Annotated in this window: 19 protein-coding genes and 1 pseudogene; 14 read left to right on the top strand and 6 right to left on the bottom strand. The window is 58.5% G+C overall.

The genetic code is table 11. The annotated features are described in order from the left end of the window. Positions 1–24 precede the first annotated feature (24 nt). The 4 genes from ACR0JB_RS00945 to gatC are packed head-to-tail and all read right to left on the bottom strand — an operon-like array spanning position 25 to position 3215. On the bottom strand, positions 25–738 hold the full coding sequence (locus ACR0JB_RS00945) for an N-acetylmuramoyl-L-alanine amidase (RefSeq protein WP_254437381.1): 714 nt from the start codon (positions 736–738) through the stop codon (positions 25–27). After that, on the bottom strand, positions 683–1396 hold the full coding sequence (locus tag ACR0JB_RS00940) for a hypothetical protein (RefSeq protein ID WP_170395549.1): 714 nt from the start codon (positions 1394–1396) through the stop codon (positions 683–685). Before ACR0JB_RS00940 ends, ACR0JB_RS00945 begins: the two co-directional genes overlap by 56 nt. Before the next feature lie 40 nt (positions 1397–1436). Beyond that, the gene (gene gatA, locus ACR0JB_RS00935; RefSeq protein ID WP_170395547.1) at positions 1437–2924 is read right to left on the bottom strand and encodes an Asp-tRNA(Asn)/Glu-tRNA(Gln) amidotransferase subunit GatA; all 1488 of its coding nucleotides are present in this window, start codon (positions 2922–2924) and stop codon (positions 1437–1439) included. A gap of 3 nt (positions 2925–2927) precedes the next feature. Next, positions 2928–3215, bottom strand: coding sequence for an Asp-tRNA(Asn)/Glu-tRNA(Gln) amidotransferase subunit GatC (gene gatC, locus ACR0JB_RS00930; protein ID WP_058280141.1), 288 nt, complete (start codon positions 3213–3215; stop codon positions 2928–2930). Positions 3216–3443: 228 nt separating this feature from the next. Between gatC and ACR0JB_RS00925 the strand changes: the two genes are divergently transcribed. Next, a complete protein-coding gene (locus tag ACR0JB_RS00925) occupies positions 3444–3602 on the top strand; it encodes a hypothetical protein (RefSeq protein ID WP_170395545.1) in 159 nt (52 codons plus the stop codon). A 149-nt stretch (positions 3603–3751) separates the two neighbouring features. After that, the gene (locus ACR0JB_RS00920) at positions 3752–4315 is read left to right on the top strand and encodes a DUF4202 domain-containing protein (protein WP_170504639.1); all 564 of its coding nucleotides are present in this window, start codon (positions 3752–3754) and stop codon (positions 4313–4315) included. Here ACR0JB_RS00920 and ACR0JB_RS00915 read toward each other — a convergent pair. Continuing rightward, positions 4306–4962 carry a ceramidase domain-containing protein gene (locus tag ACR0JB_RS00915; RefSeq protein ID WP_170504635.1) on the bottom strand — a complete coding sequence of 219 codons (657 nt, stop codon included), beginning with the start codon at positions 4960–4962 and terminating at the stop codon, positions 4306–4308. The genes ACR0JB_RS00920 and ACR0JB_RS00915 overlap by 10 nt on opposite strands. Before the next feature lie 60 nt (positions 4963–5022). Between ACR0JB_RS00915 and ACR0JB_RS00910 the strand changes: the two genes are divergently transcribed. Beyond that, positions 5023–5715 (top strand): metal-dependent hydrolase, encoded by a 693-nt coding sequence (locus ACR0JB_RS00910; protein WP_170504632.1) that lies wholly within the window; start codon positions 5023–5025, stop codon positions 5713–5715. Here ACR0JB_RS00910 and ACR0JB_RS00905 read toward each other — a convergent pair. Next, entirely contained in the window at positions 5705–6166 is a 462-nt protein-coding gene (locus ACR0JB_RS00905) for a nucleoside deaminase (protein ID WP_170347939.1), read from the bottom strand. The genes ACR0JB_RS00910 and ACR0JB_RS00905 overlap by 11 nt on opposite strands. A 61-nt stretch (positions 6167–6227) precedes the next feature. Between ACR0JB_RS00905 and ACR0JB_RS00900 the strand changes: the two are divergent. From ACR0JB_RS00900 to ACR0JB_RS00850, 11 genes and pseudogenes are all read left to right on the top strand, one after another. Continuing rightward, positions 6228–7034 (top strand): annotated as a pseudogene (locus ACR0JB_RS00900) (pseudouridine synthase); the annotation flags it as partial. Positions 7035–7211: 177 nt separating this feature from the next. Continuing rightward, on the top strand, positions 7212–8126 hold the full coding sequence (locus tag ACR0JB_RS00895; protein WP_170516532.1) for a 5-bromo-4-chloroindolyl phosphate hydrolysis family protein: 915 nt from the start codon (positions 7212–7214) through the stop codon (positions 8124–8126). A gap of 30 nt (positions 8127–8156) precedes the next feature. Then, positions 8157–9347, top strand: a complete 1191-nt coding sequence (locus tag ACR0JB_RS00890; protein ID WP_170347936.1) for a toxic anion resistance protein — start codon at positions 8157–8159, stop codon at positions 9345–9347. A gap of 43 nt (positions 9348–9390) precedes the next feature. Beyond that, positions 9391–10317 (top strand): DUF2927 domain-containing protein, encoded by a 927-nt coding sequence (locus ACR0JB_RS00885; protein WP_170395907.1) that lies wholly within the window; start codon positions 9391–9393, stop codon positions 10315–10317. Between the two features lie 22 nt (positions 10318–10339). Next, positions 10340–11488, top strand: a complete 1149-nt coding sequence (locus tag ACR0JB_RS00880; protein WP_170360424.1) for an SPFH domain-containing protein — start codon at positions 10340–10342, stop codon at positions 11486–11488. Between the two features lie 35 nt (positions 11489–11523). After that, entirely contained in the window at positions 11524–12612 is a 1089-nt protein-coding gene (locus ACR0JB_RS00875) for a TFIIB-type zinc finger domain-containing protein (protein ID WP_170395536.1), read from the top strand. 90 nt (positions 12613–12702) lie between these two features. Continuing rightward, the gene (locus ACR0JB_RS00870; RefSeq protein WP_170395534.1) at positions 12703–13371 is read left to right on the top strand and encodes a nitroreductase; all 669 of its coding nucleotides are present in this window, start codon (positions 12703–12705) and stop codon (positions 13369–13371) included. Between the two features lie 25 nt (positions 13372–13396). Next, on the top strand, positions 13397–13834 hold the full coding sequence (gene dtd, locus ACR0JB_RS00865) for a D-aminoacyl-tRNA deacylase (protein WP_170395532.1): 438 nt from the start codon (positions 13397–13399) through the stop codon (positions 13832–13834). Beyond that, positions 13834–14937: a DUF4147 domain-containing protein gene (locus tag ACR0JB_RS00860; RefSeq protein ID WP_170395530.1), complete on the top strand. Its 1104-nt coding sequence runs from the start codon at positions 13834–13836 to the stop codon at positions 14935–14937. Before dtd ends, ACR0JB_RS00860 begins: the two co-directional genes overlap by 1 nt. A 51-nt stretch (positions 14938–14988) precedes the next feature. Continuing rightward, entirely contained in the window at positions 14989–15390 is a 402-nt protein-coding gene (locus ACR0JB_RS00855; RefSeq protein WP_170504623.1) for a hypothetical protein, read from the top strand. Positions 15391–15649: 259 nt separating this feature from the next. Next, the gene (locus tag ACR0JB_RS00850) at positions 15650–17233 is read left to right on the top strand and encodes an ABC transporter substrate-binding protein (protein ID WP_170395526.1); all 1584 of its coding nucleotides are present in this window, start codon (positions 15650–15652) and stop codon (positions 17231–17233) included. The last annotated feature ends 10 nt before the right edge of the window (positions 17234–17243 follow it).

Here is a 17243-nt window from a genome sequence, read left to right as displayed (position 1 = left end):
GGGTACGGCGGCGTCAAGGGTGGATCAGGTTTTCTTGATCAAGGGTATAAGGTCAGCTGGTTCCAACGGGCCGTCACCCCATGGACGATATCTGAGGCGTACCGCGGCCAGAAGCGTGTCATGGTCCGTCTCCGCCGAGTAACCTGCTGCGCGCGCCAACGCATTGAACGTATTTAAAGGGGTTTTGCCAGGGTCGTGTTGAGAGCGCTTTCCGGCAAGGGCCATGTGTTCCAGTCGCTGCCAAGGGAAGCGCGGACCGGGATCGGACTTACGGCCCGGTGCCATGTCGGAATGGCCAATTACATGTTCAGGGGGGATAGCCCACCGGTTCATGATCTGGTGTAACAGGGTTTCCAAAACGTCCAACTGCAACTCGGAAAAAGGGTGCGCGCCGGTGTTGTCCAGTTCAATTCCGATCGAACGGGAATTGATATCGCTCTGGCCATGCCACTCACCCGCCCCGGCATGCCAGGCCCGATCCTCCTCGCGCACCATCTGCCAGAGTGTACCATCCCCACCGATCAGGTAATGCGCGGATACTTCATGGGCAGGGTCGCACAGCCGGTCCAGCGCCTCGGTTGCGCTGTCCATCGCGGTATAGTGCAGCACGATCAGCGACGGGGTCAGCCCATCCCTGCGTTCGCCAAAGTTAGGGGACGGGTGCCAGTTAGGCGTCAGCGGCTCAGTTGTTGACGGCACTGCGGAACGGGCTGGGGTCCCAGCCACAAGCGTAGCCATCGCCATCCGGGTCAAGTCCCTTGCGGTCGCGTTGCGGGCCACCGTTGGACAGGAACTCAATCTGAGCTTGATCCGGGGATGGAAAGCGGGCGCAATTGCGCTGCGCCTTGGCCTGAAGGTTCAGACCTGCACGGCTGTATAGTTGGGTCCCGACCGGGTTCGATGTGTTCAGCGCGTATTGCACGATATTGGGCTGACCATCCGTTCCACGTTCCGGAACGGCGGTGGGCGCGACCACCTCATAGGTCTGGCGGTTCTGTTCGATCAATGCGGCGTCGGATTCGATGGTGCGACGGTCAGAGACCGCTCCAAAATCCTGCTCATCGGAAATCGCGTTGTTGATGGGGTCTTCGACGGGCGACGGTGCCGGAGTGATCGCGCCTTGCCCTGAGGTGCCAGCCAGCGCAGCCGCGGTCGCCGAAGCGATGTCGGCATTTTCGCCGGTTGGCAACGGGGCTACTGTGCCCGGCGCGCCCAGCTGCTGTTCTGACACGTCGGGCGGGCCAAGCAGCGGGTTACCAGTATATCCCTGCCCCGCCAACTGGGCCTCACGCTGTGCCTGATAGGTGGGGGTGTTGAAATCCGTGCCACCTATCGGGGCCACCGAATTACAGGCGGCCACGAACCCGATTGCGGGGATCAGAAGCGTAAAGCGCATCCAGCTGCTCCGTCTTGCGTTGTCTTGCCTGACTTGAGGATTACCACCATTTGCCAGGCTTGGCCACAAACCCGGCGGCGTTTTCCAGCGCATAGGCCGTGTTGAGCAGATCGCCCTCTTCCCACGGGCGACCAATCAGCTGCAGACCCAGCGGCAGGCCCTGTTTGTCCAGACCGGCAGGCACAGAGATGCCCGGCAGACCGGCCAGGTTCACTGTCACCGTAAAGACGTCGTTCAGATACATCTGAACCGGGTCCGCCTCGGTCATTTCACCCAGGCCGAAAGCGGCCGACGGCGTTGCCGGGGTCAGGATCGCGTCGACACCTGCGGCGAAGACATCTTCGAAGTCTTTCTTGATCAGGGTGCGGACGCGACGCGCGCGATTATAGTAAGCGTCGTAGAAACCTGCGGACAGCACATATGTACCGACCATGACGCGGCGCTGCACTTCGTGACCAAAACCTTCGGCGCGGGTCTTTTCGTACATCTCGGTGATGCCGTCGCCCTGTGCCAACTGCGCGCGGCGGCCATAGCGGACACCGTCATAGCGCGCGAGGTTCGACGAGGCCTCAGCCGGTGCGATCACGTAGTACGCAGGCAGCGCGTATTTGGTGTGCGGCAGCGAGATATCGACGATCTCGGCCCCTGCCGCTTTCAGCATTTCGGCCCCTTCAGACCACAGCTTTTCGATCTCGGCGGGCATGCCATCCATGCGGTACTCTTTTGGGATACCGATTTTCTTGCCTTTGATGTCACCCGTCAGCATCGCCTCGAAATTCGGAACGGCCAATTCGGCGCTTGTCGAATCCTTGGCGTCGTGACCGCACATGGTTTCCAACATGATCGCCGCATCACGTACGTTCTTGGTCATCGGACCGGCCTGATCCAGCGAGGATGCAAAGGCCACGATACCCCAGCGCGAACAACGACCATAAGTCGGCTTGATACCGGTGATGCCAACAAAGGCAGCAGGCTGACGAATCGAACCGCCGGTATCGGTGCCGGTTGCGGCCAGACACAGGTCGGCAGCAACGGCCGAAGCGGAGCCGCCCGACGAGCCACCTGGTGTCAGCTGCGCGTCATCATTACCACGGCGCCAGGGGCTTACCGCGTTGCCATAGACGGATGTCTCGTTGGACGAGCCCATGGCGAATTCGTCCATGTTCAGCTTGCCCAGCATCACGGCACCCGCATCGGCCAGTTGCTGCGACACGGTGGATTCGTATTCAGGCTTGAAGCCATCCAGAATCTTTGACGCGGCCTGCGAAGGCACGCCCTTGGTGCAGAACAGGTCCTTGATACCAATCGGCAGACCACACATTGACGGCGCGTCGCCACCCTTGATCCGCTCATCCGCCGCTTTGGCGCGTTCCAACGCAATCTCGGGCGTTTTATGGACAAAAGCGTTCAGCGCGTCTGCGTCGTCAATAGCCTTAAGGCAGGATTCGGCCAGCTCGACCGAGGTCACATCACCCTTACGCAGCGCGTCGCGGGCCTCGGCCAGGCCAAGTTTGTTCAGATCGCTCATGTCTTACTCCACCACTTTGGGGACTGCGAAAAAGCCTTCGCGTGCGTCGGGGGCATTGGCCAGAACCTTGGCCTGCTGATTGCCGTCGGTGACCACATCCTCGCGACGTTTCAGGCGCATCGGCTCGACCGAGACCATCGGTTCGACGCCTTCGACATCGACCTCATTCAGTTGCTCGATGAACCCAAGGATTGTGTTGAACTCGGATGCCAGCGCGGGCAGCGCGTCATCCTCGACCTTGATCCGGGCCAGTTTGGCCACCTTGGCGGCGGTGCTTTGGTCAATCGACATCGGAAAACCTCATATGCGTTAGGGGGCATTTACCCGTCTGATGCTCGGGTCGCAAGTCCGCCGAAGAGCGGATGTGACCCTGTTTCCGTCGTGGGCGTGTCCAGCCATTCAAAATTGAATAACCAGTATACGCAAAAGTAAACCAATTAGTTCAGTTTTCGCCTTGAAAAAGTGAACCAAACTGTTCACCTCATGATCCATGGCACAGCCAGAAACCGGAGAAAGAAAATGAGAACCTTCATTACCGCAGCCCTTTTGACCGCAACCATTCTGAGCACCCCCGCCATGGCCTTCGGCCCTACGACGCAAACCCTGATCCCCGACGTCTCGTTCCCGACCCCCTCGCCCGAGACGGTGACACAGGATAGCGCCAAAGTCGGCAAATAAGGTGCCTTTTGCCGCCGGGCCAGAATCCCCCCGACTGGCCCGGCCAGGATGCAATTGACGGCTGCATCCGATGAAACCAACCGCTACGATGGTGCGAACTACCCCGCCGGAATGCATTGCAAATCCGGCAAAAGCCAACGGAGCAGAAAATGAGCGCACGCAAGCAAGCGGTTCTGGACGCAATAGATGCGGCCAACAGGCAAGACCCCACAATCGAAGAAGGCCAACCCGCTGCCCTGTTATACGGCCAGAGGATGAGCGCCGAGTTGGACCGGTTGTTTCCAGACGCGTCGGACCCATTGCAGATCGCGGCACGCGGTCAGCATGTGGAACGCTGGAAGCTGGCGCGCAGCGAATACCCCGAAGGCCGAACCGGATACCTGACCTGGCGCAAGGCACAGGCTGAACATCATGCCGAGATTGTCATGGGATTGATGGAGCAAGCTGGATACAGCAAAGACGAGGCCGAATCCGCCGGTCGCATGCTGCGCAAACAGGGCATCAAGCGCGATGACGAGGTTCAGGCGCTAGAAGACGTCATCTGTTTCGTTTTCCTCAAGTGGTATTTCGCGCCTTTCGCGGAAAAACACTCGGTCGAGAAAATTCAACGCATTGTGGAGAAAACCGCGCGCAAGATGTCAGGCGACGGACGGACGCGGGTGCTGTCCGAATTTAACCTCCCGGAACATCTGGCCGCGGCGTTTCAGGTCTGAGACACGCGCGCCAGATGCCTACGATAGACCTCGATCATCCATCCCAGCATGGTGGCGTTCAGGATGTGCCACATGAAATGCGTGCCCAGCGGCACCTGCGCACAAATGGGGTCATCGAGCGCACGAAATGCAATCGAGACGATAAGGATCACCGCCCCGATGGCCAGTCCCTGCGCTGTATCCGGCGCCCGATTGCGCAGCAGGAATGCATAAATCAGGATCAGCAGCGGAACAGGAGCGTAAGCCGCTGATCCACCCAGCCCCGGAACAAGTTGGAACACGGGCACGGTCAGCGCCGCGTAAGGTATGAACAGGGCCGTCAAGATTGCCGCGATCATCGGTCTAAACCGCCAGACATCCCGGTTGATGGCAAAGATATAGACCAGAATGTACAGCAGGATCGGCACGACATCCGCCATAGCCGCCCAGGTCTGCGCATGGGTATGGAACAGAAAACTGCCAACACCGATGGTAGCCAGAATGGCCACAAGCGCCATTGCCAGCGGCATCCCCCGCCCCCGAACGCGCCGCCATATAACAAACGCCGCGATCAGAAACGCCGCGTTTGTCACAGCGTTGATCGGCTCGGCCCAATAGGCGGGCGACAGACGCTCACAATAGCCGTCAACTTCCTGAAACCAGTCCATGCACTTTTACATAGCCGATGCTAGGTTGATGCCAACAGTATGATCAGGAGGATTTTTTCAATGAATATCATCTGGCTGGGCCACGGCAGTTTCCGTATTGAAACCGGCGGGCAGGTGCTGTTGATCGACCCGTGGCTGACCGGTAACCCGGTGTTGTCCGAGGACCACCATGACAATGCGCTGGATGGTGCGACGCACATTCTGCTGACGCACACACATTTCGATCACGTCGCAGACGTGGTGTCGCTGGCCAAGCATCTGAAGGTTCCCGTGGTCGGCCAATACGACCTGATGGGGTATTGGAGCGAGACCGAAGGGCTGGAAACCGTCGGCTTCAACAAAGGCGGCACAGTGGATTTGAACGGGGTCAAGGTATCCATGGTGCCTGCCTCGCACAGCTCGACCTTTTCAACGCCGGACGGCCTGCGGACCGGAGGCAGCGAGGTCGGCTTCATGATCGCCTCGGAAGGTCACATGCTTTACGTGTCAGGGGACACCGACATCATGGCGGATATGGAGTGGATGGGCGATTACTACAAACCCGACATCGGCATCCTGTCAGCAGGCGGACATTTCACCATGGACATGAAAGGCACGGCCTATGCGGCCAGACGGTATTTCAACTTCAAGACGGTGATTCCCTGTCACTACAAAACTTTCCCAATTCTGGAACAGTCTGCTCAGGCGCTGATTGATGGGTTGCCGGGGGTGGACGTGATCGAACCTGAGTTGATGAAACCTATCACTCTTTAATATCACGGCGTGCAGCGAAGAAGGCTCTCAGAAGATCGGCGGCTTCTTGAGCTGCGATGCCGTCGTAAATCTCGGGGACATGGTGCGCCTGTGTGTGGGTGAAAACCCGCGCACCATGTGCCACACCGCCAGATTTAGGATCGGCAGCCCCATAATAAATGCGCCGGATACGCGCCGCGGCCAAAGCTGCCGCACACATGGCGCAGGGTTCCAGCGTGACGTAAAGGTCATGATCCGGCAGCCGTTCGGACCCGGCCTCGGCGCAGGCTGTGCGCAGGGCCAGAATCTCGGCATGGGCAGTGGGGTCGTTCATTTCGCGTGTCCGGTTGCCCGCCGCAGCCACGATCCGGCCGTCAGGCGCGACAATTACGGCCCCAACCGGAACCTCTCCGCGATCTGCCGCAGCGCGCGCCTCGACCAACGCCTTATCCATATGTGATTTGAACGTCATGCCTCTGACTGCATCAGAAACCTGTCTTTCGCAAGCGGGCGGGATGCGCTATGGGCTGCGGATGACAAAAACCCCTCCTCCCGGCGACCGGATCGCCAAAGTGCTGGCCCGCGCGGGCGTTGCCTCGCGCCGTGAAGCGGAACGCATGATCGAAGCTGGCCGCGTGGCAGTGAATGGCAAGGTTATTGATAGCCCAGCCCTAAACGTGACCGCCAAAGACAAGATCGTCGTCGACGGCAAACCTGTGTCGGAACCCGAACCCTCGCGTCTGTGGCTGTATCATAAGCCGTCCGGTCTGGTGACAACGACCCGCGACGAAAAAGGCCGCGCCACCATTTTCGACAACCTGCCCGAGGATATGCCCCGCGTCATGAGCGTGGGTCGGCTTGACCTGAATTCCGAAGGGTTGCTGCTACTGACCAATGACGGCGGCATCAAACGCAAGCTTGAGCTGCCTTCGACCGGTTGGCTGCGCAAATACCGTGTTCGTGTGAATGGCCGCCCCAAGGACGAAGACTTTGCGCCGCTGCGCAAGGGGCTTGTGATCGACGGAGAACGCTTTCTGCCGATGGACGTGTCTCTGGACCGCCAGCAAGGCGCAAACGCATGGCTGACCATCGGCCTGCGCGAAGGCAAGAACCGTGAGATTCGCCGCGCAATGGAGGATATCGGCTATGCCGTGAACCGCCTGCTACGGGTATCTTACGGACCGTTCCAGCTGGGCAGTCTGAAACCCGGCGAGGTTGAAGAGATCCGCCGCCGCGTTATGCGCGACCAACTGGGTCTGGACCCTGAGCCCGAAACCAAACCCAAACGCCCTGCTCGTCCGCAACGAAAACGACCGCCGGTCGGCAAGAAATCTCGCAAGTGACGCGGGTTTAGCAACCTTCCCCCTAGCGCCAAGCCCACGTATCGCCTAAATTTTCCGTAAGTTATTCCACGGGGGAACGCCATGTCAGGGACCGGAGTGCAAAAACTGGCCTATGCGGCCCTTCTTGTGCTGATGTTTGGTGTTTGCACCGGTGTGCTGGGGGGGCTATAGCGCATGGCTAAGCGGTATGGCGGAAAATTCAGCCCCGAAGGCGGCAGCTCTGACGACGACCAACCGCAGCGCGGGCAATTTCATGGCGCGCGCGTCGAACCGGCAGGTGCACGGGCCAATATCCTGTTTCTGCCTGCCATTCCCCTGGTGTTTCTGTCGTTAAACGATGGTGCAGTCGGGATGACGATTGGGCTGGTCGCCGCTGGCCTGCTGACCGCCGCTGCCTTTCTGTTGCGCGAAGGGTTGCGCGCCGAGGCCGAATTTAACACACGTCGCACCGCGAGACGCCCTGCCTTTCCACGCAAGATATTCGCTAGCGTGTTGACCGGTATTGGTGTCGCTGTGGCCGCGTACCGGACGGAATACCTGGATGCCGAAACTGCTGCTCAGGCCGGCCTGCTGGCCCCGATCCTGTTCGGAGCGGTGGCAACGGTCCTGCATTCCGTGTCCTTCGGTCTGGACCCGATGAAAGACAAGGGCATGGAAGGGATCGATACCTTTCAGCAAGACCGCGTGGCCCGTGTGGTTGAAGATGCCGAAACCCATCTGACAGAGATGACCGACGCCATCAAACGTGCGGGCGACCGCCGGATCGAAGCGCGTGTCGAACGGTTTCAGGACACCGCCCGCGATCTGTTCCGAACAGTCGAGGAAGACCCGCGCGATCTGGCCGGTGCCCGCAAATACCTGACTGTCTACCTGCAGGGTGCCCGTGATGCGACGGTGAAGTTTGCTGATGTCTATGCCCGCACGCGGGATGCGCAGGCACTGGCCGACTATTCGTCCCTGCTGGACGATCTGGAACAGAATTTCGCGGCCCGCACCCGCAAGATGTTATTGGATGACCGTAGTGATCTGACGGTCGAAATTGACGTGTTGCGCGAACGGCTGCAGCGCGAAGGCGTCCGGTTGGACTAACCGGCCCATTTTTTGAGAAAGGATTACCCCATGTCCGATGAAATCAAGAACAAGGCGGTCGAAGCAGAAACGCTGGTACAGGAAGTGACCGCCGTTGCGTTGCCTGAACCCACGGCCGAAGTCATCTCGCTGGAAGACGCAGACGACCCTGTCGGCGCTGAAATCCGCAAACGCATGGACGAGCTGGATATGAGCAACACGAATTCGATCGTATCATTCGGTTCGTCCGCTCAGGCAGAATTGCAGGAAATCAGCCAGGCCATGCTGGCAGATGTGCGCAACAAGGATGTGGGGCCCGCTGGTGACAGCCTGCGCGATATCGTCACCTCGATCCGGGGCTTTTCGGTCAGTGAACTGGATGTGCGCCGTGAACGCAGCTGGTGGGAAAAGCTGATCGGCAAAGCTGCGCCCTTCGCCAAGTTTACCGCACAATACGAAGAAGTTCAGAGCCAGATCGACAGGATCACTGACGACTTGCTGGGTCATGAACACACGCTGTTGAAAGATATCAAGTCACTGGACTTGCTGTATGAAAAGACCCTTGGTTTCTACGATGAGCTGGCGCTTTATATCGCGGCGGGCGAGGAAAAGCTGACTGAACTGGACAGCCAGGATATCCCTGAAAAAGAGGCTGAGGTTCAGGCTGCACCCGAGGATCAACAAGTGATGAAAGCGCAGGAGCTGCGCGACATGCGCGCCGCGCGGGACGATCTGGAACGCCGCGTGCATGACTTGAAACTGACGCGGCAGGTGACAATGCAATCGTTGCCCTCGATCCGGTTGGTTCAGGAGAACGACAAGTCGTTGGTGACCAAGATCAACTCGACGCTGGTTAATACTGTACCACTGTGGGAAACCCAGCTGGCCCAAGCCGTGACCATCCAACGCAGCGCCGAGGCCGCCTCGGCCGTGCGCGATGCAAATGACCTGACCAACGAATTGCTGACTTCGAATGCTGCGAACTTGCGTGAATCGAACAAGATGATCCGCGAGGAAATGGAACGCGGCGTGTTCGATATCGAAGCGGTCAAACAAGCCAATGCCGACCTGATCGGCACCATCAATGAAAGTCTGGCCATTGCCGACGAGGGCAAGGCCAAGCGTGCCGCCGCCGAGCAAGAGCTTCAGAAGATGGAGGCCGAACTGCGCGATACGCTGGCCGCGGCCAAAGCCCGCAAGGATGGTATTGGCGACAATGCCGGTACGGCAGTACCGGGCTGACGGCGGGCGAAGGGTGCGGTTTTCGGGATATCTGAAGCCGGTCATGGGCTTTCTATTGCTGTTGGCTCTGGCCAATTGCGATGAAACGCTGACATCCTCTGTCGTTCCGCAACCGCGCCCAGAGGCAGTGGCGCCTGCCGCCAATGCCTATGTCCCCCCATCCGCTGCCAGTCAGGACCTGGCCCGGTTCTATCAGCGGGTCGAGCGGGACCTGCTGACCCGCGGTTTGCTGCGAACAGACGGAGGAGGCCCTGACACACCGTATGACGCTGATGATTTAGCCCGCAATTTTGGCAAAATTGCTTTCATCAACGAACACTCCGGCAAATCCGCCGCATTTGTCAGCGGCCCGAGCGAGATTAAGTTAAATCGCTGGAAGAGCCCAATCCGCATCAGGACTGAGTTTGGTCCGAGCGTTTCTATGGAAAGCCGCGAAGCTGATCGGCAAACCATTCAAAACTATGCCAAACGGCTGCAAAAAGCGACCGGGCACAACGTTCGAAGTGTAAATGGTGACGGGAACTTTCTTGTTTTCATAGCAGGTCAGGACGACGTGGCTTACGCTCAGGATAGATTAAAATCACTTGTTCCGGGTATCCCTGATGACAGGTTGAATTTGCTGAGGACGCTGGACCGGCCGTTTTATTGTTTTGTCTTTACGTTTTCCGGCCAAGAGGACACCAATACCGTAATCCGTGCCGTAGCTTACATACGTGCAGAACTGCCCAATCTGCTGCGGTTGAGTTGCATCCACGAAGAAATTGCGCAGGGACTTGGCCTTCCAAACGACAGCCCCGCAGCGCGGCCTTCGATTTTCAACGACGATGATGAGTTTGCGCTGCTGACCAGCCATGACGAAAAACTACTGACCATGCTTTACGACCCGCGCCTTCAGCCCGGGGTGACGGCGGATGACGCCCGCCCCGTGGTGCGGATCATTGCACGCGAATTGATGGGCCAGCAGCTCTGAGCCCAAGGAAAGGAGACCCCAAATGGGTATTTTCGATTTTCTGACCGGAGAATTTATTGATGTCATTCACTGGGTCGACGACACCCGAGATACGATGGTCTGGCGGTTCGAGCGTGAGGGCCATGAAATCAAGTACGGCGCTAAGCTGACGGTGCGCGAAGGTCAAGCCGCCGTGTTCGTGCATGAAGGGCAGTTGGCGGATGTATTCACGCCCGGTCTCTATATGCTTGAGACCAACAACATGCCGATCATGACAACCTTGCAGCACTGGGATCATGGCTTTCAGTCGCCCTTCAAGTCCGAGATCTATTTCGTCAATACGACCCGATTCAATGACCTGAAATGGGGCACCAAGAACCCGATCATGCTGCGGGACCCCGAATTCGGCCCGACGCGCATCCGGGCTTTTGGCACTTATACAGTTCGGGTAAAGGATGCGGCGAAGTTCCTGATCGAGATCGTGGGCACCGACGGTGAATTCACGATGGATGAGATCAGCTTTCAGATCCGCAACATCATCGTGCAGGAATTCAGCCGAGTGATCGCCGGATCAGGCATTCCGGTTCTGGACATGGCCGCAAACACCGCCGATCTGGGCAAGCTGATTGCAGCCGAGGTTTCCCCAGTGCTGGATGGCTACGGTCTGGAGATGCCGGAATTCTACATTGAAAACATCTCACTTCCGCCTGCAGTTGAGGCGGCATTGGATAAGCGCACTTCGATGGGGTTGGCGGGCGATCTGGGTAAGTTTACCCAATATTCAGCAGCCGAGGCGATGACGGCCGCGGCCAACAACCCCGGTCAAGGCGGCGGCATGGGCGCCGGGCTTGGCATGGGTATGGGAATGGCGATGGCGCAACAGATGTCGAATATGGCAGCGGGTCAACCCAGCGGCCCGTGGGGCAGTTCCGCCCCCGCTGCACCGCAACCGGCAGCACATGCCGCACCGCCGCCTCCGCCCCCGGTCGAACATGTGTGGCACATCGCGGTGGACGGGCAGACCAGTGGGCCGTTCTCGAAAGCCAAGATGGGACGTATGGCAACGGACGGAGAGATCACCCGCGACACCCATGTCTGGACCGCCGGTCAGGACGGTTGGAAAAAGGCCGGAGACGTGCAGGAACTGGCGCAGCTGTTCACCATCCTGCCGCCGCCACCGCCTGGAGCCTAATGCGCCAGTCACCGGCGTAAGAATAAGGCTACACGATGAACGAAGAACACAGATTTCCCTGCGAGCAATGCGGCTCAGACTACCGTTTCAACCCCGGCGATGGCTCACTGACCTGTGACCATTGCGGGCATTCCGAAGCGATTGGCGCAGGCCCCTGGGGCGGTGCCAGTTTGAAAGAACTGGATTTCAACGCCGCCATCGCGGAACAGCTTCCGGACAGCGAGATCGAGGAAACGCGTGTTCTGTCCTGCCCCAATTGCGCGGCTCAGGTCGAGTTCGACCCCGCCACCCACGCCGCCGAATGCCCGTTCTGCGCGACGCCCGTAGTAACGGATACCGGCGTCAACCGGCATATCAAACCGCGCGGTGTGCTGCCCTTTGCGCTGGATGAACGCACGGCGCACAAGGCGATGGGGGATTGGCTGGGACGGCTCTGGTTCGCGCCCAACGGGTTGAAAGAATATGCCCGCAAAGGTCGCAAAATGCAGGGCATCTATGTGCCGTATTGGACTTTTGATGCGGACACTACGTCCAATTATCGCGGTGAGCGGGGCGTTGTTTATTACGAGACCCGCACCGTCATGCGCGACGGCAAGCGCGTGCAACAGCAAGTGCCCAAGGTGCGGTGGTCTCCGAAATCCGGGCGGGTCGCGCGATTCTTTGACGACGTGTTGGTGCTGGCATCACAGTCTTTGCCCAAAAGCTATACCGACGCATTGGAGCCCTGGGACCTGCCGGCGTTGGAACCTTATCAGCCAGAATATCTGGCCGGATTCCGCGCCGAGGCCTACACCGTGGAACTGCAGGAGGGCTACACCGAGGCCCGCGGGTACATGGCGCGGGTGATCGAACGCGACGTGCGCTTTGATATCGGTGGCGACCGTCAGCGGATACACGCGATTGACACCGATGTGCGAAACGTGACCTTCAAACATATCCTGCTGCCGGTCTGGATGGCGGCCTACAAATACCGTGGGCAGACCTATCGGTTCGTCGTGAACGGACGCACGGGCCGCGTTCAGGGAGAGCGCCCCTGGTCCGCCATCAAGATCACCCTTGCCGTTATTCTGGGTCTGCTTGTGGCGGCAGGCGTCGGGTATCTGATGGCAACCGGCCAACAGTGATAACGCTGAAATCAGACAATGTTAGCGCTTGAACTTCTGTCAGTCTGACGCCATCCTCCACGGCGTCGACGCCTAAGGGGAGAGGCCAGAGTGACCCTATCCGATCTGAACCGGTTGCTGGCCTCGCGGTATTCCTGCCGGGCCTTTCGCTCCGATCCGGTGCCCAAGGATCAGATCAAACAAATCCTGAACAGCGCCGCGCGTGTGCCTAGCTGGTGCAACGCTCAACCCTGGCACGTCACTATCACCAGCGGCGCAGAAACAGACCGGTTTCGCACGGCCATACAGGCCGAGGCCGCAACGGGCACCCCCTGCCCCGACATTCCCTTTCCAACCTCTTATTCCGGTGTATATCAAGATCGCCGTCGAACCTGTGGTTGGGCTTTGTACGAGGCTGTCGGGGTTGAGCGCGGTGACCGCACTGCTTCGGCCCGGCAGATGATGCAGAATTTCTCTCTGTTCGGGGCACCCCATTGCGCCATCGTCACAAGCCCGGCCGAGCTTGGCACCTATGGCGCGCTGGATTGCGGCGGGTTCATCACCGCATTTTCACTGGCCGCGCAGGCGCTTGGCATCGCCACAATCCCGCAGGCCGCACTTGCCACCTACAGCCCGTTCCTGCGCAGGTTTTTCGACATCCCGGAAGACCGGTTGATTTTATGCGCGATTTCCTTTGGCTATGCGGATACAGATCATCCCGCCAACAGCTTTCGCACCGACCGCGCCGATCTGAGTGAGATCGTAAACTGGGTCGGATGACAACCACACCAAGCGGAGAACGATTTTGCGCGCTGTTCTACAACGAGTTTCGCAGGCCAAGGTTTCGGTTGACGGTCAGGTGATCGGTCAGACCGGGTCCGGGCTGATGATTTTGGTTTGCGCCATGCAGGGCGATGACGAAGCCAAGGCAGATCAGCTTGCCGCTAAGGTCTCTAAGCTGCGCATCTTCAAAGATGAAGCCGGTAAAATGAACCGGTCCGTGAAAGATATCGAAGGGTCCGCGCTGGTGATCAGCCAGTTCACTCTGGCCGCCGATACATCACGCGGCAACAGGCCGGGGTTTTCCGAGGCCGCCGCGTCGGATGTTGGCAAACACCTGTATGAGGTCTTTGCCCAGCGGTTGCAGGCGCATGGCGTGCCGGTAGAGACCGGACAATTCGGTGCTGACATGGCCGTGGAACTGGTCAATGACGGGCCCGTCACTATTTGGATGGAAAGCTGATGGACAGGAAAGAACAGGCAATTCGCATCTGGCAGGCCGGGGTCGACGCCGTAGGCGGCCACGCAGCGACCACCAAGGTTTTGCAGGACATCCCTGAGCCCGATCAGATACTAGCCGTCGGCAAACCCGCCGCCGCTATGGCCCGTGCGGCCCTTGAGCATTTCGGCCCGCGCCCAACATTGGTTGTCACCAAGGACGACCACGGGCGCGATCTGCCGGATTATGTCACAGTGATCGAGGCTTCGCACCCCGTTCCGGACGCGCGCAGTCTTCAGGGAGGTCAAGCCTTGCGCGAAGCGGTTGAGGCAATGAAGCCGGGCTCGCATCTGTTGTTGCTGGTTTCGGGCGGGGCATCCTCGCTGGCCGAGGATTTGCTGCCGGGTAAGACACTGGATGATCTGGAACGGCTGAACAAAAAGCTGCTGTCCGAAGGGCTGGACATCTCCACGATGAATGCGGAACGGCGCACGCTGTCGCGGATCAAGGGAGGCGGGTTGCTGTCTCATTTCCAGGGTAACAGGGCGACCGTTTTGGCGATTTCGGATGTACCGGGCGATGATCTGAATGTTGTCGGGTCGGGCATCGGAGCGCTGCCGGGTAAGGTTGATTTTGCGGCGACGACTCAAATCGTGGCTTCAAACGCCCACGCCCGCGCAGCCGCTGCTGAATTGGCAAAAGACGACGGCATCCCGGTACACGCCAACGAAGAATGCCTGCACGATGATTTCCTGAAAATTGCCGAAGCGCTTGGCGAACGTATCCGCACCATGCCTAAAGGGGCATTGATCTTCGGCGGTGAACCAACCGTCGTACTACCTGACAATCCGGGGCGCGGCGGGCGCAATCAGGCGCTGGCACTGGCACTCGCGCGCGAGATTGCAGGGTACGACGGATTCACGGTGGTAGTCGGCGGCACCGACGGCACAGACGGGCCGACGCAAGCCGCCGGAGCTGTCGTCGACGGCACCACTTGGGGCGACAGCGCCGAGTGGGCGTTACAACAGGCAGACAGCGGCAGCTATCTGGATCGCGTGGGCGCCTTGCTGTTGACGGGTCCGACCGGAACAAACGTGATGGACTTGCTTGTCGCGATCCGCACATGATTTGACGGTTTTCGGACTGCCCGGGTTATAAAACACCCGGACAATATCCGAATGACGCCGCCCTCAAACGCGCTACACAACATGCAAGACCTTTCCAACGTAGGCACTAGTATGCGCGATGATTGTCGCCGGTCGGCCCGCGTGTCCCGCCCCTCGGATGCTCTGAAAACCTCTGCCCCCGCCATTTTTGGCATTCTGCTTTTTGAGAAACGCGACGGCGTCTCGATATGGGATACGCTGGCCCCTTTGCGGTTCGCGGAACACGGCTGTGGTCACATTCGTTTGGATATGCGCGGCAATGACAGCAGTGAAGACCTGATAAGAGAAGTTTACACCCGCCAAGCGCTAGACAACAATTGGTGGCGCTGCTCGGTCTGGGAAATGTTCGGGGCAATCAAAGCCATGAATAGTGCCGCCGCAGGCAGGAAATCAGTCGGATTGGTATCGATTTGAGAACGGGGACGTCTTGCGAATTGCAGGAAGAAGAACCGACATTCTACCCCTTGGCAGAAATGAATGCCTTTGATGGTGAATGCTTGCTATCAACAAAGCAGGTGGAGGATACCATTTCACGCGATCAAATATAAATCATTCGCCGGATTGAGACAGACATTTACCCTTGCTCGGCTGACCGAAATGCGCCTACTTTGACTCATGCGTCAATAAAAAGTCCGCAAAGGACGAACAATCCAATCAACTGGGAGATCTTTGAATGAACGAACAACTCACTCACATGACCAAGCAGGTCACAGCGGGCAAGCTGACCCGCCGCGAATTCATGGGGAAAGCGGCGGCTTTGGGTGTCACCGCAGCGGTGGCAAGCACCATGTTTGCAGATGCCGCGCGTGCGGCGGGCCCGAAAAAAGGCGGAGATTTGAAGCTCGGCCTTCAAGGTGGCGAGTCGACCAATTCTCTGGACCCGGCAACTTATGCAAGCACAGTGCCATATATGAACGGTCGTCACTTCGGCGATGGCCTGGTTGAAGTTGCGGCGGATGGGTCTATCGAACCGCGTCTCGCAGAAAGCGTCGAAGGCAGCGCCGATGCCAAGGTCTGGACCTTCAAGCTGCGGGAAGGTGTTGAGTTCCACAACGGCAAGACCCTGACCAGCGAAGATGTACTTAAGACCATGGAACGCCACTCGAACGAAGAATCGAAGTCTGGTGCTCTCGGCATCATGAAGGGCATCGAGTCCATGAAAGCTGATGGCAACAATTTCCAAGTCACCTTGACTGAACCAAACGCCGACCTTCCCTATCTGCTGGCGGATTATCATCTTGTTATTCAACCAGATGGCGGCATGGATGACCCCGGCGCCGGAATCGGAACCGGTCCGTATCAGGTGGAAGTAAACGAACCCGGTGTACGGCACCTGTTCACGAAATTTGCGAATTACTGGAACGACGATGGATATTTCGACACCGTTGAGAACATCGTCATCAACGATGCTACCGCGCGCACCGCGGCACTGCAGTCAGGGCAAGTCCAGATTATCAACAGGGTCGAACCAAAAGTTGCCGATCTGTTGGGGCGTGCACCAAATCTGACCGTTCACTCAACCCCCGGACGTGGCCACTATGTGTTCATCATGCATTGCGATACTGCGCCGTTCGACAACAATGAACTGCGACTGGCGCTGAAATACGCGATCAACCGCGAGGAAATGGTCGACAAAATCCTGCGTGGTTATGGTTCAGTCGGGAACGACATGCCGATCAATGCTGCCTACCCACTATTCGACGACTCTCTGCCTCAGCGCGAGTTCGACCTTGAGAAAGCAGCCGAACACTACAAGAATTCCGGCCACGACGGATCACCAATCATCCTACGGACGTCGGATGTAGCCTTCCCGGGCGCAGTAGATGCAGCCGCCTTATTCCAACAATCGGCAGCTCAGGCGGGCATCAACCTTGAGATCAAGCGCGAACCTGGTGACGGCTACTGGAACGAAGTCTGGAATGTTCAGCCCTTCTGCGCCTCGTACTGGAGCGGACGCCCAGTTCAGGATCAGATGTACGCGACTACATACCTGTCCACGTCGGATTGGAATGATACACGCTACAAGGTTCCTGAATTTGACGCACTGCTCTTCCAAGCGCGCGCCGAGTTGGATCCTGCAAAACGCAAAGAGCTGTATGCGCAGATGGGTATGATGGTCCGCGACGAAGGCGGCCTGATCTGTCCAATGTTCAATGACGGTGTCGAAGGTATCAGCAACCTGCTGGAAGGCTGGGAGAGCAATCCGGGTCTTGAACTGATGAATGGTCAGGTATCGCGTCAATTGTGGTTCTCCTGATAAGGCCCAC

This window comes from Ruegeria sp. BI7 (genome assembly GCF_056537925.1).
This window is presented reverse-complemented; position numbering and strand designations above follow the sequence as displayed.